The 23,400-nt window shown below is 47.1% G+C and carries 13 protein-coding genes; all 13 read left to right on the forward strand.

The window, feature by feature from the left end:
• Nucleotides 1–48 precede the first annotated feature (48 nt).
• Nucleotides 49–3,582 carry a carbohydrate-binding protein gene (locus AC6ESP_RS22535; protein WP_497098986.1) on the forward strand — a complete coding sequence of 1,178 codons (3,534 nt, stop codon included), beginning with the start codon at nucleotides 49–51 and terminating at the stop codon, nucleotides 3,580–3,582.
• A 289-nt stretch (nucleotides 3,583–3,871) separates the two neighbouring features.
• Nucleotides 3,872–5,596 carry an extracellular solute-binding protein gene (locus AC6ESP_RS22540; protein WP_497098987.1) on the forward strand — a complete coding sequence of 575 codons (1,725 nt, stop codon included), beginning with the start codon at nucleotides 3,872–3,874 and terminating at the stop codon, nucleotides 5,594–5,596.
• Between the two features lie 71 nt (nucleotides 5,597–5,667).
• Entirely contained in the window at nucleotides 5,668–6,567 is a 900-nt protein-coding gene (locus tag AC6ESP_RS22545; RefSeq protein WP_497098988.1) for an ABC transporter permease, read from the forward strand.
• A 13-nt stretch (nucleotides 6,568–6,580) separates the two neighbouring features.
• Entirely contained in the window at nucleotides 6,581–7,486 is a 906-nt protein-coding gene (locus AC6ESP_RS22550) for a carbohydrate ABC transporter permease (RefSeq protein WP_497098989.1), read from the forward strand.
• A gap of 85 nt (nucleotides 7,487–7,571) precedes the next feature.
• The gene (locus AC6ESP_RS22555; protein WP_497098990.1) at nucleotides 7,572–9,347 is read left to right on the forward strand and encodes a sensor histidine kinase; all 1,776 of its coding nucleotides are present in this window, start codon (nucleotides 7,572–7,574) and stop codon (nucleotides 9,345–9,347) included.
• The gene (locus AC6ESP_RS22560) at nucleotides 9,325–10,968 is read left to right on the forward strand and encodes a response regulator (RefSeq protein ID WP_497098991.1); all 1,644 of its coding nucleotides are present in this window, start codon (nucleotides 9,325–9,327) and stop codon (nucleotides 10,966–10,968) included. The genes AC6ESP_RS22555 and AC6ESP_RS22560 overlap by 23 nt, the downstream gene beginning before the upstream one ends.
• A 273-nt stretch (nucleotides 10,969–11,241) precedes the next feature.
• On the forward strand, nucleotides 11,242–13,062 hold the full coding sequence (locus tag AC6ESP_RS22565) for a sensor histidine kinase (protein ID WP_497098992.1): 1,821 nt from the start codon (nucleotides 11,242–11,244) through the stop codon (nucleotides 13,060–13,062).
• A complete protein-coding gene (locus AC6ESP_RS22570) occupies nucleotides 13,055–14,731 on the forward strand; it encodes a helix-turn-helix domain-containing protein (protein ID WP_497098993.1) in 1,677 nt (558 codons plus the stop codon). The genes AC6ESP_RS22565 and AC6ESP_RS22570 overlap by 8 nt, the downstream gene beginning before the upstream one ends.
• A gap of 202 nt (nucleotides 14,732–14,933) precedes the next feature.
• A complete protein-coding gene (locus AC6ESP_RS22575; RefSeq protein WP_497098994.1) occupies nucleotides 14,934–16,304 on the forward strand; it encodes an ABC transporter substrate-binding protein in 1,371 nt (456 codons plus the stop codon).
• A 73-nt stretch (nucleotides 16,305–16,377) separates the two neighbouring features.
• The gene (locus AC6ESP_RS22580; RefSeq protein WP_497098995.1) at nucleotides 16,378–17,280 is read left to right on the forward strand and encodes a carbohydrate ABC transporter permease; all 903 of its coding nucleotides are present in this window, start codon (nucleotides 16,378–16,380) and stop codon (nucleotides 17,278–17,280) included.
• Nucleotides 17,281–17,297: 17 nt separating this feature from the next.
• Nucleotides 17,298–18,125: a carbohydrate ABC transporter permease gene (locus AC6ESP_RS22585; protein ID WP_497098996.1), complete on the forward strand. Its 828-nt coding sequence runs from the start codon at nucleotides 17,298–17,300 to the stop codon at nucleotides 18,123–18,125.
• A 48-nt stretch (nucleotides 18,126–18,173) separates the two neighbouring features.
• The gene (locus AC6ESP_RS22590; RefSeq protein ID WP_497098997.1) at nucleotides 18,174–21,269 is read left to right on the forward strand and encodes a glycosyl hydrolase; all 3,096 of its coding nucleotides are present in this window, start codon (nucleotides 18,174–18,176) and stop codon (nucleotides 21,267–21,269) included.
• A gap of 807 nt (nucleotides 21,270–22,076) precedes the next feature.
• Nucleotides 22,077–23,063 carry a BtrH N-terminal domain-containing protein gene (locus tag AC6ESP_RS22595; RefSeq protein WP_497098998.1) on the forward strand — a complete coding sequence of 329 codons (987 nt, stop codon included), beginning with the start codon at nucleotides 22,077–22,079 and terminating at the stop codon, nucleotides 23,061–23,063.
• Nucleotides 23,064–23,400: the final 337 nt, after the last annotated feature.

Below are 23,400 nucleotides of genomic sequence, written 5' to 3' on the forward strand. Positions count from 1 at the left end.
GGTATTTTTATCCCATTATGAAATCAACTATTGAAAGGGGTTGCAATTGTGCTAAAGATCGGGTTACGCAGTATGTTCTGTCTGATTCTAGCAGTTGTGCTAAGCATGTCGAGTATTCCGTTTGTTCCGAATGGGTCGGTCCAGACGGTAGAAGCAGCCGGTTCAACGATTACGAAAAGTGGCAATACGTGGACTCTAGAAAACGATGTGCTTAAGGTCGTGATCTCCTTCGCAAGTGGAAGTATCCAGATGACGAGCTTCTACAATAAGGAGGCTGGCAAAGAGTACTTAACCGGCAGCGGCAGCAATTATTTGTTCTACTACAATTATGGCGGCAGCGATCTGTATGCTAATGATGGCGGCTGGACGCTCGGAACGGACACGATCAACAACATCTCCCTATTCAGCACGAATTGGGGCAAAAGGCTCGAAATTCCGATTACCAGAACATCTCCGGATAATGTGACCATTACGCTCCGATTCGAGATGTATAACGATCGAGCAGGGCTTAAATATTCTAATCTGATCAAGAACAACAGCGCAGCAAATAAGACGATAACAGCCTCAGATATCATTGCGCTTAACTTCCCAAGCGATGCCCATACGCTGCATTATGTGCCGAATATGACATGGAGCAGCACGACGGGCGCACTGCCTATGAATGCTGGCAAAAACGCGATTAACAGATACAATACAGGTGATGGCTGGACGCTCCAGCCGGAGATGAACTGGAAGACGCAGGGAGCGCCGGACAACCTCCCGTTCGCAGGTATTAACGCATGGAGCGGCATATCCGGTGTCAAGGTTTCGACGAACCCCGGGTCCCTACAGCTCGTGTTATTCCCCAATGAGCAATTCGAGTATATTTCTGTAAATATGACCGCTTTCACAGGCGATAGCATGGATGGCAAGATGGCAGTGGAGGAGCATTTTCGCAAAAGATTTAAGTATCATCATACAACATCGGTGTTCACAACGAATGATTGGGAGTGGCTCGGTAAAAGGAGCGAGGCTTATTACCGCAGCACCGTAATTCCGAAAGCGACACAAGCAGGCATGGATATGGTCATGGTTGACGATTTCTGGAATACGACAAGAGATACGACGACGGCAGCCAGCTCCTTCACCTCGAATCTAGCGGGACTGACAGATACGATTATTGCAGCAGGCATGCGTTTTGGCATTTGGTTCAGCATGACTGGGGACAACCATAACCTTGGTCGCGATCTGGCTGATCCAGCCAATATCGAGTTCAAACGCAGCCAAGTGGAGGATTACATGATTCCGAATTATCATCTATCCCATCAGATGATCGACCTGACGGAGTTTTGGCCGAACACAGCAGCTACGTCGACATCACATCCGAGTGACAGCGTATACCGGAAGAACGTGCTCGTCCGCGATTACAATAACGATATCGTCTCGCGTCATCCGGACTTCTTGACGAAGCTGACGAGCGAGGTCGATATATATCCAACGCAGGGAGACCGCAACGTCGGCCTGCTCCATATTGGCGATAACGGCTTCGTATCATCGAAAGGCAACGTGGACAAGAGCATGCTCATCGCGACGAACAGCTTCGGGTATTTGCCGCTTAACTCGGTCTATTACGGCGGACTTACGACTGGCAAGGTAGAAGATTATTATTCGTATATGCCAGCCCGCGTGATCAAGTTCGCCAAGGACCCGGGAACATGGAGCGCGGCAGGCATAAGCACGCTTAAGAAGTTCAACGATTGGAGGAAAAATCCGCGTATCAAGGCGCTTACTGACGGCATCATCCGGCCTCTATATGCCGGCCCGAACTACGATACGTCAGGGCCTTATGCTTGGATGTATGCGCCGGATGACAAGAGTAGAGCGCTCATCATCGCTACCGCCGGCAACGAGGCAGCTGCACCGAACGAGTTCACGCTCGACCTGCGCTGGCTTGATGACAGTAAGACGTATTTGGTAGAAGATGTCACGATGAACGACAGCGGCGTGATCGGATACAAGTACAAAGGAAGATTCACGGGAGCAGAGCTCAAGTCGCCGGGCCTTACCGTTAACTTTGCAGAGAACACATCAAGGGGCAAAGCGTTCTGGATTCAAGAGGACAACGGCTCTGAGATGCAGGTGCTCTATGCGGATGAGAATATTACCTCATTCACTCAAAGCGTGGGTACATCAAGCTTGACGATCAATGCGACTGGTCCTGCGAACAAGACCGGCAAAGCGGTTATCTACGATAGAACTGCCAACAAAACGATTGTTGCGGATGTCGTCATTGGCGCTGGCGGTACAGGCAGCGTAACGATAGAGTCCGGCTACAAGCATGAAGCAGAGAGCCTGCCTGTTACCTTATCGAGCGGTGGCACTTCATCGAACGGCAGCGATGCGGCTGCAAGCGGAGGGGTGCTCAGCTACACGAACGGCAATGCGGTCGGCGGCTATGCCGACTACACGGTTAATGTTCCAAGCGCCGGCACGTACAACGTGAAAGTTAGAGTGAAAAAGCATCCGGATCGCGGAATTGCACAGCTGTATATTGACAGTGCAGCGGTGGGATCGCCAATCGACCAATATGCGAGCACGCAAGGTTATGTCGAAGTGAACCTGGGCAATTACGCATTCAACTCAGCAGGAGACAAAACCTTCCGCTTCCAGATTATGGGCAAGAATTCGGCCAGCTCACAATATACGTTGGCGACAGATACGATACGTCTGACTTACCGATCACCTGACAAGTATCTGCCTCCGCAAATCTATGAGCCGGTTAAATATGAAGCGGAAAGCGCAACGACCACGATGTCGTCAGGAGGGACGAATACGGATAGCAACGATACATCTGCAAGCGGCGGCGCCTTGAATTACGCCAACGCGAACGGTGTAGGCGGTTGGATTCAATATGCGCTGAACGTTCCAGCAGCGGGGACCTACAACGTGAAGGTGCAGGTGAAGAAGCACCCTGACCGCGGAACGGCGCAGCTTTATATTGATGGAGCAGCACAAGGCGCTCCAATTGAACAATATTCCAGCACACAAGGCTATGTCTCTGTCGATCTCGGAGATGTAACGTTCGGTGCGGCCGGTACGAAGGCCTTCCGCTTCCAAGTAACCGGGAAGAACGCTTCCAGCAGTGTCTATACACTGGCGACAGATTACATCGCTCTGACGAAGAAACCGTTGGTCTATGAGAGTGAGAGCTTAGTCACGAACCTGTCGGCAGGTGCCACGGTGACGAATGGTGCAGATTCGAGTGCAGGCGGTGGATCACTAAGCTATAGCGGCTTCGGCGGGGTAGGGCAGTGGATCGAATATACGGTTCCAGTATCCGAGGCAGGAACGTACGCGGTTAGCGCGCGAATCAAGAAGCATCCCGAACGCGGAACGGCTCAATTGTATATCGATGGCGTAGCCACAGGATATCCGCTCGACCATTACGGCAGTCCGCAAGGCTACGAGACGGTTGGACTTGGAACGGTAACCTTCAGCTCGGCTGGCAGTAAGGTCTTCCGATTCCAGATTACCGGCAAAGATCCGGGGAGCATTTCCTATACGCTGGCTCATGATGCCTTCATGCTTACAAAAACGAATTAAATCAGTCGCTGAACTATAGTCGAATGTCAGGCAGGGAGGCAATTGCCTTCCTGTCTTCGTTATGTCATAGACTTGCAGAAATGTAACTTACGGAATGGCAACCGATCATGTACATGATTCGCAAGCGGGAGGTGCAGAGATCATGACGATTTCGAGAATAACAGCGTTTACATTTTGGTAAACGGATGAGAAGTGAAGTAAAGAGTTGAATGTTGTTTTAGCACATCCACCATCGCATAATTAAGTTGTAATGAACCAACAGCCAAATTATCGAAATTGGGGGATGCAAATGAGCAATAAAAAATCATTAATAGGGGTCAAAGGGGTGTCTTTATTGTTACTTGCCTCGTTATTCCTCTCTGCCTGTTCAGGGGATAATAGCACGAGCAATAAGGAAACGAATACGGCTCCAACCAATGAACAGCAGCAAGGTGAGACTACAACTGACAATAACGGTCCGCTAACCAAATACGATCCGCCTATCGAAGTTTCATTTGTTAGAGACTTGAACGATGTCGTGGAAAATAATGTGCTCAGCGTATTGCAGGGCGAAACGATCGAGGATAACCGCTGGTCACGGCTGTATGAAGAGCAGCTGGGCATTAAGATTAAGTATGATTGGATTGTCAAAGGCGCGTCCACTTCCGATCAATACTTGCAAAAAATTAATGTCACGCTTGCTTCCGGAGATCTTCCCGATGTCATTCCTGTAAACGCAACACAGCTCAAGCAATTGGCCGATTCCGACCAAATTGAAGATTTAACGAAGCTATATGATCAGTATGCTTCCCCTCTAACCAAAAAAGTGCTCTCCCAGGAAGGAACTAGCCCATTTGATGCGGTTACTTACGACGGCAAGCTGATGGCTATTCCGCAGCTCGAATCATCGATTGAACGTTCAATGTATATTTGGATCCGTACGGACTGGTTGGAAACATTAAAATTGCAGCCACCAAAAACGATCGCTGATGTTCTCGCAATTTCGAAAGCGTTTACAGAAAATGATCCAGACCAAAATGGCCAAAACGATACATTTGGTCTAGGGCTGACAAAAGACTTATGGGGAGGCGCGATGGGGCTGGAAGGATTCATGGCTGCATATAACGCTTTTCCGAATATGTGGGTTGAGGATGCTTCCGGCAAGCTTGTATTCGGCAGCATTCAAACGGAAGTGAAAAAAGCGCTTCAAGTTCTTCAGGATATGTCCAAAAACGGTCAGATTGACAATGAGTTCGGCATTAAAGACGGGGGTAAGGTGTCGGAGCAAATTTCTGCAGGGAAAATCGGGATGGAGTACGGCGAGCAATGGAACTCCATCTGGCCTCTGCAGCTCAACCGCAATAATGATCCGAATGCGCAGTGGCAAGCTTTCCAGATCGTATCAGAATCGGGAGATTCGCCTAAGGTGCCTCTCAAATTCAGCACGACCCGGTTTTTTGCAGTCAAGAAAGGGGCAGCGAATCCGGAAGCAGTTATCAAAATGTTCAATCTGCATCTGGAGAAAAACTGGGGAGAGAGTGCTGAGTTCGACAAATACTATGCGCCGCCGGAGGCGGAAAGCGTGTGGCAGCTGTCTCCAGTTACACCGTATCCAGCTATGAAAAATGTTGATGCGTTCAGAGCCATAGACGCCGCCCGGAAAGCCGGCGATACATCGACCTTGAAGGGTGAAGCAAAGACGATTCAAGAGAAATTGGAATCCTTTGCGTCGGGAACAAAAGAAGGCTTCGCGTTGTGGGGCTGGGAACGGATATACGGCGAACAAGGCTCTATGGGTATTGCCGATCAATACGAGAAAAACAATCAATTTTTGATGGAGAAATTCGTTGGGGCACCAACGCCGACAATGGTAGAACGTAAAGCAACACTCGATAAGCTGCAAACGGAAGTGTTCGTCAAAATCATTTTAGGCGAGTCGATTGATACGTTCGATCAGTTCGTTGAGAACTGGAAGAAGCTTGGCGGAGACCAAATTACGCAAGAAGTTAATGAGTGGTATGAATCGACGAAATAATTGCTTAGGCTAGAGGAAGAAAGACTTTTTCTTCCTCTGCCTCATTTTGCTCACAAATGTGGAGGATTAGGATGAGACTGAAATTTATGAGAGAAATGCCGCTGCATATGATGATTTTACCAGGATTACTCCTGATTGTTTTGTTTTCCTATATACCGATGGCTGGTATTGTAATTGCATTCCAAAAGTTTATCCCGGCGAAAGGCTTGTTCGGAGATCAGAAATGGGTTGGATGGGGGAACTTCGAATATGTCATGAGCCTGCCGAATTTTTCAACGGTTCTTTGGAATACGCTGTTTATTGCCAGTTTAAAGCTTTTGTTAGGCTTGATCGTTCCGATCATTGTCGCTATTTTATTAAACGAGCTCAAAAACAGGGTCATTAAACGTTCAGTCCAAACCGCCATTTATTTACCCTACTTTTTATCCTGGGTTGTGCTCGGCGGTATATTAGTCGATATTCTCTCTCCATCCAACGGCATCGTCAACTCATTTCTCGGAATGTTTGGCATACCGAAAATTTTCTTCCTTGGAGATAACAGCTGGTTTCCTTTTTCGCTCATCACATCGGATGTGTGGAAAAACTTCGGGTATGGAACAATCGTTTATCTAGCTGCAATAACCAGCATCGATCCAGGATTATATGAGGCCGCAACGATGGATGGCGCTAATCGTTGGCACAAAATATGGCATATTACGATTCCTGGTATGCGGATGGTAATTGTACTTCTGACTGTACTGAGCCTCGGCCAATTATTGAATGCCGGATTTGACCAGGTATTTAATTTATATAGTCCGCAAGTTTATGAAAGTGGCGATATTCTAGATACGTTTGTCTACAGAATCGGTCTACTAGACGCACAATATGGAGTAGCTACTGCAGTAGGCTTTTTCAAGTCGGTTATATCGCTCACATTAATTTCTACATCCTATTTGCTAGCCTACCGGTTTGCGAAATATCGGATTTTCTAAAGGAGGGTGAAAAGTGGATCGAGTATGGACAGAATCACTTGCAGTCAAAAGCAAACGTTACGAATGGTTTCCGTTGTTGAATACTATTTTTCTAATCGCACTATCACTCCTTTGCGTGCTTCCATTAATTCATATTATTGCGGTTTCATTCAGCTCAAGCGCGGCGGCTTCTGCAGGATATGTAAAGTTGTTGCCTGTTGACTTTACGCTTGCTTCTTATAAATATACGGCAAGCCGCAGTGAATTTTGGGAATCAATGCTTGTCTCCTTGAAAAGAATAGGAATAGGAACGCCGCTAAGCTTACTGTTAACCATATTGGTAGCCTATCCGCTGTCAAAAGAGACAAATGCCTTTCGATTCCGATCCATTTATGCTTGGCTCTTCTTTATAACAATGCTTTTCAACGGTGGATTAATCCCTTGGTATATTACGATTAAAGAATATGGCCTGCTTGATTCGATCTGGGCGTTGGTTCTGCCGGGAGCAGTTCCTGTATTCAGCATCGTACTGCTGCTTAATTTCTTTCGAGAAATTCCGAAGGAGCTTGAGGAAGCGGCTGTAATGGATGGAGCAAGCCATTGGAGGATCATGTGGACCATTTTTGTACCAATATCCAAGCCCGCACTGGCGACACTGGCATTATTCTCGCTCGTCGAGCATTGGAACAGTTGGTTCGATGGGCTACTGCTTATGGGCAATCCGTCCAATTATCCGCTTCAAAGCTATATTCAAACGATTGTCATCCAGCAGAACCTATCGAATATGTCACGCGATGCGATGCTCAATCTAGCTCTTATTTCAGACCGGACCTTGAAATCGTCCCAGATCTTTCTTGGTTCGCTGCCTATCATTCTAGCTTATCCATTTCTGCAGAAGTACTTTGTGAAAGGGATCGTGTTAGGCAGTGTGAAAGGATAATTCTACCGCTTCATAGATTTGTCTCATATAGCAGATTACTGGAAATCAGGTTATAATGAGTAAAAATTGTTGGGGGTATCATGACTTGTATCGACCGGAGTTTTCGCTGCGGAATACGATTTTTCTTAGATTGATCATCACCTTTTTGCTCATTTTGCTGCCTATTATATTGTTTGGGGTTTATCAGTACCATTGGATTATGCAGAGTGCAAGTAGTGACATTACCAAATCAGCGACCTCACAAATTGCCTTTTATCTCAGCGACCTAGAGAACGAGATTGAGCGTATCAAATTACTCCAATATAGTCTGCTGGAGGATGAAAATCTTAATGAACTAGCTTTAACTTGGGAACGAATGAATACAATTGAGCGGACGGACAGCATGAATTTAATTATGAAGCGTCTGTTTACTGTCCAAAACAGCAGCATGTACATTAAAGATGTAAGCGTACACATTTCGTTGATCGGCAGGACGATGTCGGCTGAGGACGATGTGCGTGACTTGGATGTTCAGCGGTTCAAGGAAATCCGTTCGGTATATGGCGGGAAAGACTCGCAAATTATGGAGTGGAATGGCAGATTGTTTCTTGGGTTTGCCAAGCTAAGAGGAATAAAAGGGGCGGAGCCTTTTTTCACTGTTGAGATTGAACTGGATGGTCAAAGGCTGCGGGAGGCGCTCGCCCAATTCAACACGTATTCAGGAAGCGGTACAGTGCTGCTGTCAGAGAACGCTAAGGTGGCACTGGCAAGCGGGACGGGAGAGCTCGCCGAGGCTGATATGCCGCAGTACTTCCTGCAAATGGGTATGCAATTAGCGGGTCCTCGTGAAGCGCAGCCCGTGACGATAGAGGGACACGAGTACTATTCCTTGATGGCTCATTCAGCAAAACTGGAATTGTCGATTTACCGATTTATTCCTGAGGAGGTTGTCCAGCAGCCGCTTCGCAAGTTTTATAATCTAGCATGGGTGTTCGCTGCCGCTGCATTGGCAATTACAGCAGCTTTTGCGATGGCTACCTATCGTTTTATTCATAAACCAATGCTGACGCTGGTGAAGAGCTTTAGAAGAATGGAAAATGGCGATTTGGATTTCCTGATTGCACATGAATCTAAAGACGAATTCCGTTATCTGTATGGAAGGTTTAATCAGATGGTAGAGAATTTGCGATCATCCATCGATCAAGCCTACAAACAGAAAATTCTTGCGCAAAGAGCGGAATTGAAGCAGCTACAGGCGCAAATTAATCCCCATTTCTTATACAACAGCTTTTTTATCCTGAATACGATGGCAAGGACTGCGGACGTGGAGCGAATCGAGCAGTTCACAACGTTACTTGGCGAATATTTTCAATTTGTAACAAGGAATGCCTCGGACATGGTGTCACTGGAGCAGGAGATTCATCACGCGAGAATGTATACGGAAATTCAGGAAATGCGCTTTTCAAGACGAGTGAGTGTTCAATTCGATGCACTGCCGGAGGAACTCAAAAAACTGACGGTGCCGCGCCTAATTATCCAGCCGATCATTGAGAACGCGTTCGAGCATAGCCTCGAGAAAAAAATGATGGATGGATTAATTGTTGTTCGCTTTCTAGTGGATGAGAGCATGGTTGGCGTCATTGTAGAGGACAACGGAGGCAGATTGACCGATGAGGCAATGAAACGAATAGCGAATTCTCTGCATCATGAGGATGATCGGTCGGAAACGACGGGAATGGTGAACATCCATCGTCGAATCCGGATTACATCAGGTGATAGCTGCGGACTGAAGACTGAGCCTAGTGAACTTGGAGGCTTGAAAGTAACTATTGTACTTTCCGTTGGAGGTGGCATAAAGGATGTACAGGATGCTGATCGTTGACGATGAACAAATCATTACGGATGGCTTAATGGATATATTTAGCAGACTTGATCTTCATTTGGATCTATACAAAGCGTATTCCGGTCAAGAGGCGCTTAGTCTGCTGAACCGTACGAGAGTGGATATCGTTTTATCGGACATTTGCATGCCTGGCATAGACGGGCTTAAGCTGATGGGCCATATTCGTCAGAGCTGGCCGCAGTGCAAGATCATATTCCTGACAGGTCATAATGATTTTGACTACGTTTACCAGGCTATCCAAGCTCCAGGCGTTCAATATGTGCTCAAAAATGAGGGCTATCCTAAATTGATCGAGGCTGTAAAGCGAGCGCTAAAGGATCTGGAGGATGCGATGCATGTCAAGGATTTGATTCACCAGTCCCGAGAAAAGCTCAACATATTGGAGACGCTCGCGCAAGGGGATTACTTTCGATATTTATTTCAAAATGGAACAATGCATGATCTCGAGGATGACTTCGAGCGCTTGCATATACCGTTAAATCCTGATCTTCCTGTTCTGATTGTGCTTGGAAATTTGACGTATTTCAGTCAGTCCTCCCATTCTTATTCCGATCAGCAGGAGTCTGCGCTTGGTGTGAAGTTTCTGGCGGAAACGTTCCTGGCGGAGAGGACGACCAGCATGGGCATAATCGATCGGTATGGTGATATGATATGGCTTATTCAGCCTGATCAGCCGAGTGAAGAGGGAGGATGGGAATATGAGCAAACGGTCATGTTCTTGGAAGGGACATTCGAGCTGATCCAGCAAGCTTGCCTGGAGTCGTTGGATGTTACGATGGCTGTCACGCTATGCAGTGAAGCGATCTCTTGGGAGTGGCTTCCTGTTTCGTATGATAGGATGAGACGGCAGCAACACTTTCGGGTTGGAGACGGCAATCTAATGGTTCATAAAGTGCAGTTGAACCAGTCAGCAGATTACTCATCCACATCCTCGCCTCGTGACCGTTCGCTGCATACCAAATCCGAAGTGCTGGCTATTCATTTGGAAGCTGGCAGACGGGAGGAGTTTCTTCGGCTATTTGATGAGCTGACTGAGCAGGTAGACGTTGAAGAACGTAAGGGAGAGGCTTACCTGACCGAGCTCTATTATGCAATATCTCTTCCTATTATCTCCTATATTAATCGATGGGACATGCAGGGGAAAGTTGGTATTTTCAGCCTTTTACAATCGAAAGTATACCGTTCTTGGATTGAGGCCTTTGTATTATTGCGTGATTCAGCAGAAATGCTGTTCTCTGCCAGGAGAAGCGGAGAGCGTAATCGGGCAGCCCATGTCATCCGGAAAATTTCTTCTTATATAGAAGAGCATATAGCCGAGGATCTTTCACTTGTTCGATTGGCAGATGTCATAAGCTTTAATCCTTCGTACCTATCACGGTTGTTCAAACAGGAACAGGGTGTCAATCTGTCAGAGTATATTGAGGAGACACGTATCCGCAAGGCCAAAGAATTGCTCGGTATGGAAGAAATGAAGGTAGCCGAGGTCGGTGCACGTATCGGATATGATTCGCCACAATCCTTTACTCGCTTGTTTAAGAAATGGACCGGAATCACGCCACAAGAATATCGAATAACGTTCGAAAACAGTCATGGAATATAAGAGGGGGAAAGTCAAAATCGAAATTTGGGTATGAAATTCTGTTTCCACTCGTATTATTTTTCCCAGCAAATTTTCAGACAAGAGCCATAAGAGAAAAGAATTCCCTTTCGGTAGATTTGTGCGATGATTCCACGGTATCTTCGCACTATCGTCCGGAAGGGGTTTTTATGCTGTATATCCGCGATACCGCATGAATAATAGACTTACAGGAAACAATTTACGAAACCGTATTCAATCATGTACAATGGTTCGCAAGCGGGAGGTGCATTGAGCTTGACGATTTCGTGGGTTAAACGGATGAAGGCATCGATATCGAATGTGTATTACGGTATGTCATTCAAACAGCAGATCGGGATCGTGTTCCTATTGTTAATTGCACTGGCGATTGCAGTGGTAGGAACGGCCTCTTATTTAATCGCATCGAAGGAGCTCGAGCGCAACGCGTTCTCCTCCAGCCGGGAATCAGTCAGCAAGACGGCCCAGCTGCTGGATGACAAGCTGTACAGCGTATCGAAATCGGTTCGCTCCATTATGCTAAGCGACTCATTCAATCTAATGATGCAGGATGTACAGAGCAATACGATTTCCAACTACTACGTTCATCTCTCCGAAATGCAGTATCAATTCTCACAGGCTATGTTCAATGAGCCGCTCATCGAGAGCATTCTAATCGCAACGCCGATCGGCGATTTCTATCATCTATCTCAGAGACGATCTCCTAATCGTTCTTTCTATGAATCCAATCTATACTACTTGGCGAAAGACAACAATGAAGGCTTATGGCTAAGAGGCCATAATGACGTGTTCTTCACAGGCGAGAGCCGAGTGCTCAGCTTCGTCACGAAAGGCACGCAGGATTACTTCTCCAATACGAATGTATATTTCATCGTTAATATAAGTGAACGTGGGCTGATCGACATCATGAACCAGGGCTCCTCACAAAAAGAAGGCAGCTACTTCATTGTAGACACTACTGGCAACGAGGTCATGCGAACCACATGGTCTGCGCAGCATAATATGCGCAAGGATGAATCGTTCCTTGGCAATGTGAGTGAGGACGGTAGGTCTGCCTCTTTCTTCCACACGTTCGAAGAGACGGAGTATCTGGTTAATTATTCGCATTCCTCGGTGGTAGATTATTGGTTATTATTCGGCATTCAATCGAAGGACAAGCTGCTTGAACAGATGAAGAACGTACAACAAGCGACGATCTGCTTAATGCTGGTGTTCCTTCTGGCCGCATGGTTCGTATCGAGCAAGCTTACCGGTGTACTTGTTCGCCCGCTCTATAGACTGCAGCGGCTGATGCGCGAGGTCGAGGACAACAGACTAACGGTGCGATTCGAGAGTAAGTCGAGGGATGAGGTTGCACAGGTAGGTTTTCAATTCAATCGAATGCTGGATGAAATTAACCATCTGATTCAGGATGTGCGCACGAGCGAGGCGGGCAAGCGGGAAGCGGAGATACGTGCGCTGACCGCGCAGATGGAGCCGCATTTTCTATATAACACACTCAATACGATTTATTGCAAATCCGAGATGGGCGAGAACGAGGATGTTAATAAGATGATTCTTGCACTGTCAACGATGTTCCAGCTTGGTCTTAGTGGCGGCAAGGATTGGAATACGCTGGAGGATGAGCTGACCCATGTCGAACAATATTGTGCCATTCAAGGCATGTGCTACGAGGGGTTATTCCGTTATGAGGCTCAAGTCTTAGACCCCGAGCTGCTCAGCTATTACGTACCTAAGATTCTGCTGCAGCCAATTGTGGAGAACAGCATCCAGCATGGCTTGCGTGACCGCAGGGACGGAGGGGAAATACGGCTGGAGGTGAACCAAGAGGGCGGCAAGCTGAATATAGTCATCCAGGATAACGGATCAGGCTTAGATCTTCGCCTCATAAGCGAGCGCATGAAGCGGCTTGGCCATTCGCCATCAGGCAAAGGGTTCGCACTGTACAATATCACCAATCGGCTAAGCTTATTTTACGGGGATGAGGCTTGGATGGAGATGAGTTGTCCCGCAGAAGGCGGAACCAGAACGGAATTGTGGATTCCAATGCGAAGAGGGGAGATTCAGTGGTATGCCTAATGAAGCTGTAACCGAGATTAGACTCGTCGTTATTGACGATATTCGCAGTGTAGTCGACATGGTATCAAGCAAGCCCCCTTGGCAAGAGCATGGCATCAAGGTGATGGGTACGGCGCTCGATGGTGAAGAGGGTATTGGTCTCATTAGGGATACGCAGCCCGACATCGTGCTGACCGATATCCGCATGCCTAGGCTGGACGGACTTGCCATGACAGAAGCCATACTATCGATTGCCCCTTCTACCAAAGTCATCATACTGAGCGCTTACACCGATTTTGCTTATGCTCAGCAGGCGATCAGGCTAGGCGCATTCGACTTTCTGAAGAAGCCTTTCTCGATCGACGAGATCGTAAAGACCGTATTGCATGCCAAGAAAGCTTTGCTTGAAGAGCGGAAGGAACGAGATAAACGCCGTGAAATCGAGATGGAGCGTCGATTAGGCTTGCCGATGCTGCAGCAGGAGCATCTATCGCTGCTGATCCATCATCCGATCACCGTAGAGAAAGCAGAGCAGCAATGGAAGAAGCTCGGCATCGGTCTAGAGCCTGCACACTTTAATATCTTCGTCGTAGAATTCGATCATTTCATGGAGAAGTACAAGACAAGGCCTGCCCGCGAGATCGAGCTCATGCGCTTCAGCTTGAAGAATGTGCTGGAGGAAACGGTATCACAGCGGACGCAAGGCGTCGTATTCCGCGAAGCATCTAACCGATTCGTCTGTATTATGAACTGTCAAGATAATAAGGAAGCGGAGAGCATCTCCGAGGATTGCAGGCGCAATACGCAGCAGTATACTCATTCCACGATATCTATTGGAGTCGGATTGTGCGTTGAGACGATTCAGGAGCTGCCAGAAGCTTACCGACAAGCCGTCAGCGCTCTATCCTATCACTTCTATACCGATGGAAACGGCGTAACAAGCTATACCGTCGTCACGGACGTAGAAGCAAGACCCAGCATGCTGCCGAATTATTCGTTTGCGGTGGAGCAGCAGTTCCTATTCGCGCTGAAGTCAGGCAACAACGGCAAATGCAGGCTGCTATTGGAGCAAATATTCAATGATATGCTGCAAAATGAACCGCTGCCGGCCCCCCGGTATGTGGAGAGCCTCTGTCTCGAGCTATCTGCCAAAATATATCGCACGTTACAGGAGATCTTCCCTAGGCAAAGGGTGCATGAGCTTGAGAAGCGCTGGCTGTCCGGGTGGACAGGGGCAAGCTCGACCTTCATGGAAATGAGAGAGAGGGTCCGCGGCTTATGCGAGGAAGCATGCAGCTGGACACGCCAAGAGCGATCCGACGAATCTAGCAAACTCATCTACGAGGCTAAAAATTACATCTGTGACAACCTTCATCTGAATCTGTCACTTGAGCATTGCGCTAAGCGCTTCAGCATCAGTCAAGGTTACTTCTCGAATTTGTTCAAGAAGGTACTAGGTATTTCCTTCCAGACATTCGTAATCCACGAGCGGATGGAACGGGCAAAGGATCTGCTGATCAGCGGCTATCAAGTACAGGAAATTGCCCAACGGGTTGGTTACGAGAATCGACGTTACTTCAGTGACGCATTCAAGAAGCATACGAACATGACACCATCTGAATTCAAAATATACAGTACAGGCAATACCGACTCACCGATTGACCTTGAGCAAGGTAAAGGGCAGCAATGAGTAGGAATGAACTCTATGCAGCTTCTTCCGGCATCAGCTGGCAAGAGGCTTTTTTGGCAGGCAGCTGTCTCCTATCTGTAATAGAACAAAGGAGATGAAGAAATCTGCCCTTTATGTGCGATTTCCGCCTTATGCAGCTGGGCTGGCACCTCTATAATGAGGAGTGTCACACGGAGTATTCGATACAAGGGAGGCTATAAGCATGAAAAAGAGATGGCTAATGATGTTGGCTGCTATCATGATGGCTGGAAGCCTGTCAGCCTGCGGCAGTAAGGATACAGATGAGAACGGCGGGGCAGGAGACGGTGGATCGGGAGACAAAACGGTCATAAGCTATTGGACAGGCGACCGCCATGACTCGGAGTTCATTAGAGAGCAGATTGATACGTACAATGCTACCAACACGGACAATATCGAGGTTGATCTTGTTATCAAAGGGGATGATTTCGATCAGGCGCTCGACATGTCGTTCCAGACATCCGAGCCGCCAGATATTATCCGCGTGAAAGAGAATACGATTCAAACCTTTTATAAAAAAGGCTATCTTGCACCTATTGATGAGTTTATGACGGAGGAGCTTAAGGCGGTTTTCCCGGAGATGCCTGAGCTGAACAGCTTTGAAGGACAGCGCTACAGTCTTCCAAACTATGGGACGACGATGAGGCTAATCTACAATAAAGAGCTGTTCGCGAAGGCAGGCGTTACAGAGCCGCCAACGACTGTTGCCGAGTTAGTCGATATTGCTAAAAAGCTAACGGTTGCCGGCAAGGAGAGCGGCGCTTACGGATTCGCGCAAAACTTCAAAAATCCAGGAAGCGCATTCGGTCGTTCGTCACGCGTCATCGCTGAGATGAGCGGGTTCGGTGGTTTTGGCTATAATTTCAATACGGCGCAATACGACTTCAGCCACTTTAAGCCAATTATTGAAGCTTTCAAGCAGATCAAGGATGACGGCAGCATGCTGCCGGGGGTCGAATCACTCGACATCGATCCGCTTCGCGCGCAATTCGCTGAAGGCAAGATCGGCATGTATCTGTCCTTCTCCGCAGAAGCGGGTGTCTATTCTTCACAATTCCCTGCGAAGATCGACTGGGCTGCAGCACCTGCACCTTCTATAGACGGGCAGTATAATGGGGCATCGGGTTTCTTAGGAGGACAGTGGCTGGCAATGAGCTCTAAGACGAAGAACAAGGAAGCCGCGTGGAAGTTCATGTCATACATGTATTCTGAGCCGCTGCTTCAGCAGTATCAGGAAAAGGGCTTCGGAATCTCTATGGTGCCATCGGTTAGTGAAGCTGCAGCAACGCCACAGGTGAAGGGGATCGAAGGGTTCTTACCGAACAAGTACGACGGCGTGTGGCCAGTCTATCCGGTTGTAGCGGTGCAAGGCACGAAGTCGGACGACGCTTTCTTCAAATACATGATCAGCGGGGGAGATCTTGACGCAATAATCATAGATTTGAATGAGCGCTACAATGCTGCGCTCGCCCAAGCGATTAAGAACAACGAAGTTGAAACAGTGCCCGATCCAGACTTCGATCCGAGCACGCTAGCTGGCAAATTCGCCCAATGAACATAGAGCCTGACAGAGGGAGGGGGAGCTGCTTCCCTCTCCCTTTCTTGACCTGATAAGGAGTGACACAGGTATGAAGAAAATGAAATACGCTGCCTTCTCGTACAGCTTCATGCTGCCAAGCTTCATTCTGACTGTCGTACTCGGCATCTACCCGATTCTGTGGGCAATGAGGTATATGTTCTACGACTACAAAGGCTATGGCGCGGAGAGGTTCATAGGCCTACAGAACTTCGCCAGAATAGGGAGAGATCATGAATATTGGAGCTCTGTTCTGAACACGTTCATCTATGCGGGAGGCAAGCTGGCGCTTTCATTGCCGCTTGCACTGCTGTTAGCCGTCATTCTGAACCGTGGACTTCGAGGACGCGGAGTTATACGCGCGCTGCTATTCATGCCAACAATCATAAGCACAGCTGTTATGGCTGTCGTGTTTTTTACGATTTTCAATTCTTATAATGGCATTCTTAATCAGTTTCTGATGAAATACAAGCTCGTCGGAGCGCCGATCGATTGGCTGGGTGTCGATTTCGCTATGCTTAGCGTGATTCTGGTCGCCGTATGGGGAGCTCTAGGTAACTATATGCTGTTGTTCCTGGCTGGTCTGCAAAACATTCCGCAGGATGTATACGAGAGCTCGTCGCTGGACGGAGCAGGCAGGTGGCAGCAATTCAGGTATATAACGATCCCTATGCTAGGTCCTGTCATGCAGATGATCATTATGTTGGCCATTATCAATGCCCTTAAGGGCTATGAGAGTATTATGGTCATGACGGACGGCGGGCCGATCGGCCGAACGAATGTGATGTTCTTATATGTCTATAAGCTGTTCTTCCCTACGGCAGGCGGATCAGCGGCTACGCAAGTACAGGAGATGGGCTATGGCAGTGCGGTAGCGTTCGTGACTGCGCTTATTGTAGGAGTCATTACCATCATTTATTTCTATGGATCGCGGCGCATGAGCCGGTACGATTAAGAAGGAGGGAGGGCATCATGAGATACCGATGGACCATTCTCACATGGGCTTTTCTGCTTGCTGTACTTTTCTTCACGCTATTTCCAATTGTGATTACGCTGCTCGGATCGTTCAAGACGAATGCGGAGCTGACAGCCGGCGCGACGCTGCTGCCCTCCAGCTGGCATTTCGGCAATTACGCGGAAGCTTGGACTGCTGCAGGGTTTCAGACCTATGCGTTCAATAGTCTGTTCGTAGCGGTAATGGCGACGGTGGGAACGCTAATCGTTGCATCCATGGCAGCTTACGTCGTTAATCGAATGAACTTTGTTGGCAAAAAAATATATATAAGCATTCAAGCATTCACCATGTTCGTCTCGATTGGTGCGGTTGTCCTGCGTCCACAATTCGAGCTGATGATCAATCTACAGCTCCATCGTTCGTTGTGGAGTGTCATAGTCATACTGGTAAGTGCGCATGCATCGGCTTTTTTTATATTGCTGAGCTTCATGAGCGGGATTTCGCGCGAGCTTGACGAGGCTGCGACTATCGACGGCTGTTCGCCTGCAGCTGTCTATACCCGAATCATACTTCCTCTACTTACGCCAGGTCTTGGCGTTGCCGGGCTGTTCGCGTTCCGCGGCGCATGGAACGAATATTTGCTTCCCCTTGTCTTCACGCTGAGCAAGCCCGAGCTTCAGACGCTTACTGTTGGACTAGCGAATCTGAAGTATGGTGTCTCAGCGGCAGCGCAGACGCATTACATGATGGCGGGTGCATGCCTGTCCATCGTACCGATACTCGTTGTGTATCTGTTTGCCAACAAGTCGTTTATACAAATGACAGCAGGATCTTTGAAGGGATAGTACTGCCCGTCCGCAGGGCGGAAATCAGTCGTATGGGGGATATGGGAAATGGAGACACGGCAACTCGAGAGTGGTAGGAATAGAGATTGGAATTGGGGCAAGCTGCGTGATCCAGATAGCGAGTATAGGTCTGTTCCGCTCTGGTCATGGAACGACAAGCTGGAGCAGGAGCAATTGGAACGTCAGATCGAGGAGATGCATCGCGCCGGCATTGGCGGTTTCTTCATGCATGCAAGGGGCGGACTTCAGACACCGTATATGGGCGAGGAGTGGATGAATGCTGTCCGCGCCTGTATTGAAAAAGCGGAATCGCTTGATATGGAGCCTTGGTTCTATGACGAGAATGGTTGGCCAAGCGGCTTCGGTGGAGGGCAAGTGCCCGCACTTGGTCTCACTTACCAGCAGAAGAATCTGGCTATGGAGAAAGCTCCCTTCCACACAGTGATTGATCAATCGCGTCTTCTAGGCTATTACATCCATACGGAACAGGGCTGGCTTAGGGTATCGGGGGAAAGGGTGACAGAAGCTGAGCTTCGTATCTTCTGGGAGATCAATCCCTATTACATAGATACGCTTAGCAAGGCAGCGGTACGCGCCTTCATTGACAGCACATACGAAGTTTATTGGGACGCCTTCGGCGAGCCGTTCAAGCATGTATTGAAGGGTGTGTTCACCGATGAGCCCCAATTTGGTAGAGGACAGATCCCTTGGTCGCTTGATCTAGATGAGGCGTATCGACAGCAGAACGGCAGCAGTGTGCTCGAAATTCTTCCCTCTTTGTTCTTAGATGGGGAATATGCCAAGGAACATCGCTACCAATTCTGGGCCTGCGTGACTGAGCTATTCACAACCAGTTATGCGAAACAGATCGGTGATTGGTGCGAAGAGAAAGGATGGTCGCTAACGGGTCATGTCGTTGACGAGCAGACGCTGATGGGACAGGTGACGTCTGTTGGCGACTTAATGTCCTTCTATGAATATATGCAAATTCCTGGCTGTGATTGGTTAGGAAGATTCACCGGGGAGGAGCCCCTCGTACCTAAGCAGGTAGGATCGGTCGCACACCAGCTCGGCAAGAAGCGGACGATTACAGAGAGCTATGGCTGCTCAGGATGGAATGTGAGTCTCCAAGACTTGAAGCGAATCGGCGAATGGCAGTTCGTGCACGGCATTACGATGATGTGTCAGCACTTGCAAAGCTATAGCTTAAGAGGGCTGCGGAAACGGGATTATCCGCCGTCCTTGTTCTATCAGCAGCCATGGTGGGACGATTATCGGTTATTTAATGATTATTTCGCTCGGCTGTCTATGCTGCTCTCAGAGGGTGAGAGACAAGCGAATATTCTGCTGCTGCATCCGATTCGGTCCGCTTGGGTAGAGCAGCAAGGCTTAGACAGCTCGGCCATTCGTCCTTATCATGAGAGCTTCGCAGCCTTATCAAGGCAGCTGTGCCGTTCCTTCCTAGAGCATGATTACGGCAGCGAGAGCGTTCTGGAACGGCATGGCAGGGTGGATAGCGGACAACTAATTGTAGGCCAAGCCGTCTATTCGTCGGTTATCATGCCGCCAAGCGTGACTTGGAGCAGGGCGACGGTAGAGCTGCTAATTGCCATGCTAGAGCAAGGCGGCGAAGTTATAGTCGTTGAGCCATATCCGACCTTGCTTGATGGCAAGCGAGATGCGCTTCTCGATCGTTTGCTGGAGCTAGCATGGAAAACGACAGCTAATGAAGTAGTTGCATGCTCATCTATGCCGTTCGTGCGCATAAAGGACGCTGCTGGTAATCCGATTGATTCTGATATAGTGAACGCGCAGACACTTAAGCTTGGAGATGCATGGCTCTATTATATCGTTCATTCGGGAGAGTCATCTTTGGGAGAAGTGGAGATTGAGCTATGCCGTGAAGGTGAAGTTACTCTATTGGATCTGGTATCAGGTGAGGAATTGCCTCTTGTTCAGGAGCGTGCTAGTGGCGTTGTCAGGACTCGGCTGCCTCTGCTTGCAGCTCAATCCTACATGCTGAAACAGATGGTAGATTGTGCAACGAGTGACTTACAGCCTTCCTTGAAGAAGAGCGGTACATCCTCGTCGCCGCAAAAGGTGATCTCTATTGACGGTACTTGGCAGGTCAAGCACGCCAACTTGAATAGCTTGACGCTGGATACCTGCCGTTTAAGCGTCGAAGGAGGAGAGTGGAGCGAGCCACAGCCGGTTATTGTCCTACAGGAGAAGCTTCTGGAGCTGGGCCGTAATGTTCAGATTGCGTGCGAGTTCCGACTTCATGTCGATTTCGATTGTACGTGCGAGAGGGAGCTGTATCTCGTTATGGAGCAGCCGGATAAGACGAGCATCACATTGAACGGTATAGTGATTTCAAACGAGAATTGCGGCTGGTGGCTGGATACAGCCTTCCGCAAGATCGCTATTAGCGGCAAGGTTGTTCTCGGTGAGAACAACCTTGTTATTGAATACGATTACTATAATGCTCCGGAAACGTATGAGGCGATTGAGCGGGCGAAAACGTTCGAGTCGGAGGGCAATAAGCTGACCTATGATACGGAACTGGAAAGTGTCTATCTATTGGGGGATTTCGGAGTGCGATCGATGACGCCGTTCGTCGAAGGCGAGGAGGGGCTGACGCTTCAGACGATTGGGGATTTCGAATTGACGGAGCGCCCATTGACGCTCAAAGTTGGCGATTTCGTGCAGCAAGGCTTCCCTTTCTTTGCTGGGAGATTGCGGCTTGAGCAGGTTATTGACTGGAGTGAAGAGCAGCTAGTGTCATCAGAAGTGGCATGGTCTTTCGGTCTGCCGCCAGATGCTATCGTAACTAAGCTTCGCATAAACGGGGTTGAGGCTCGTACCTTCCTGTGGGAGCCGTATGAGATAGATATTGGTTCATTGCTGAAGCATGGACGGAACGTCATCGAGCTTGAGTTCGCGGGAAGCTGTCGCAACTTGCTTGGTCCGCATCACCATATTAAAGGAGAGCCGCTTAAAATAGGACCGGACAGCTTCACCAATCATGCTGGGTGGACGGATCGGGATCTAGCGCCTGATACTCAGGTGTATCAGAGCCGATATGCATTCGTTAAATTCGGATTAGCTTGCAGGCCTATACTTACAATTAAAGATCGAGATTAATAGTATTATTGAGACCGGCTACTTTGGTATTATCCCCTACAAGTAGACACTCGTAAAAAGCCTTATGCTATCATGAGGAAAAAGAGTGAACTTGGAGGGGATTTTTTATGGCTAAAAAAGGGCAGGTTTTTCAACAATACACGGAAGATTTCAAGATGCAGCGGTGAAGGATTATCTTGAGGGATCAGGCAGCTACAAAGTGGTGGCAGATAGGGCAAGACAACTACGAAGTAATTGATGATCTACGCGACTTACATGGCATTACCCTTCTGTTAGCTATTGCAGGGATACCTTGAGAGATTAAGGAACATATGATGGACATTCATTTTGCACATCCCTATTTTGGCTATCCTCGAATGATCATTGCCTTGCGGGAAGCTGGATATCGTGTCAATCATAAAAGGTGTGGCGCATCATGAAAGAGTTATCCATCCAGTCGGTCATTCGAAAGAAAAGGAAACGTTCCAGTTATGCAGCATCTATCGTATATCTTAACCGTTTGAAACGTGAATTCCATGCCGTAGGGCCCCAGAAAAAGCTGGTTACCGATATTACATAGTACTCCATTAAGATAGAAATGCAGTAGTTTATTTTGCAAATGTATTGGGAATAAGTCCTTTACTAGTAAATATTTATTTAAATTAATCGCTTGCTGTGAAGTTTGACAAATCATAAAACTATGTGTAAAAATATGTACACAATTGTATCTCATTGAGTATCTAAATTCTCAGGTTTAAGTAGGGTTTATTAGAGAATTTGAATATAATAGGGAGTTGGATTGATAATATGTTAAATATTAAACCACTTATGGATGACGGATTAAATAATTGCTCTCATTTTTTAATTGCCTCAGTAGCAAATTGGCTTAACTGTGGATTTGAATTAATGTATGCCGATGCATGGGGATTTAGTTTTGCTCCCAAAGGTACGAAACACTCTGGTATTTGGGAGAGAGGGGATTTAGGTCCAAGATTATTTTATGGAAGTTTGGCGGAACCTTATTGTCTTCTAGAAAAATTACATGGATTGGAGATTAAGAGTGTACATAATAGTGGAATTAAAGATACATACACTATTATTAATGAACAACTTGGAAGTAACATGCCAATAATTATTACAATGGATACATATTATCTTCCTTGGTTATCTGATTTCTACAATAAAATTCATTCTGGGCATGCAATACTTGTTATAGGAAGTGATGAAAGTGGGAATTTAATATGTAATGACACACGACCATATTTTCAACCGCCAGTATTTGGTGAAACACTAATGAAAGAATATTTCACACAAGGATACATGAATACTTATTCAATATTTAATATCGTTAATACTGAAGGTTATACTTTAAGAGACTGCACTAGTTTATTAGAACAGGCAGCCATAAAAATGACTGATAGATTTGATTATCCTACAAGTGCGATTAACTCTATGAAGGAGTTTGGTAAACATATAGAACATAACTCAATAGAGTTCATCGATTTAGAAGATTTTGATGGGGGAAATGGGATTTTAATTAGGGGTATTAGGAATATTATAAGAGATCGAATTAACTTTTCTAATTCAATTAAATTTATAGGTAATAAATTTGGAGAGGATAAATATATTGAATTGTCTAACAAATTCAAAAAACCTGTTGAGAATTGGGAAAATTTCAAATCAATATTATATAAATCATATCTATCAGGAAATACGAATAGTAAACGAAATAAATTAGCATCTATAATTTATGAAAATGCTATTCTAGAAGAGGATATTGCTAATTGTATTTTGGGACTTGATAATAGCATCTAAACCGAATTTTTGTCCATAGCTTGCTAATAAACGTATAGGATTGATGATTTGCGAACGGTCTGCTACCACTCCAGAAACTGATATTCCATTCCCTTCAATTAGCGCTCGACTACAACGAAAAGTAGTGTGGAAAGACAATCATCGGATTCATCGAACCCGACACATAAACTGCGTCTAATAAAGATGTACAACGTTATGAAAAGGATTCTGCCAAAGATCAGTGAACTCCCGTGTCTTTTCTTTGAACTTTGTCTCTCTCGCAAATCAGAAACAAAATCTCCGTTTCATCGTCTCGATAGAAAACCTTTCTATACAAACTTCTTGACGCTGCCTTGGC

It is taken from the genome of Paenibacillus xinjiangensis (assembly GCF_059686975.1).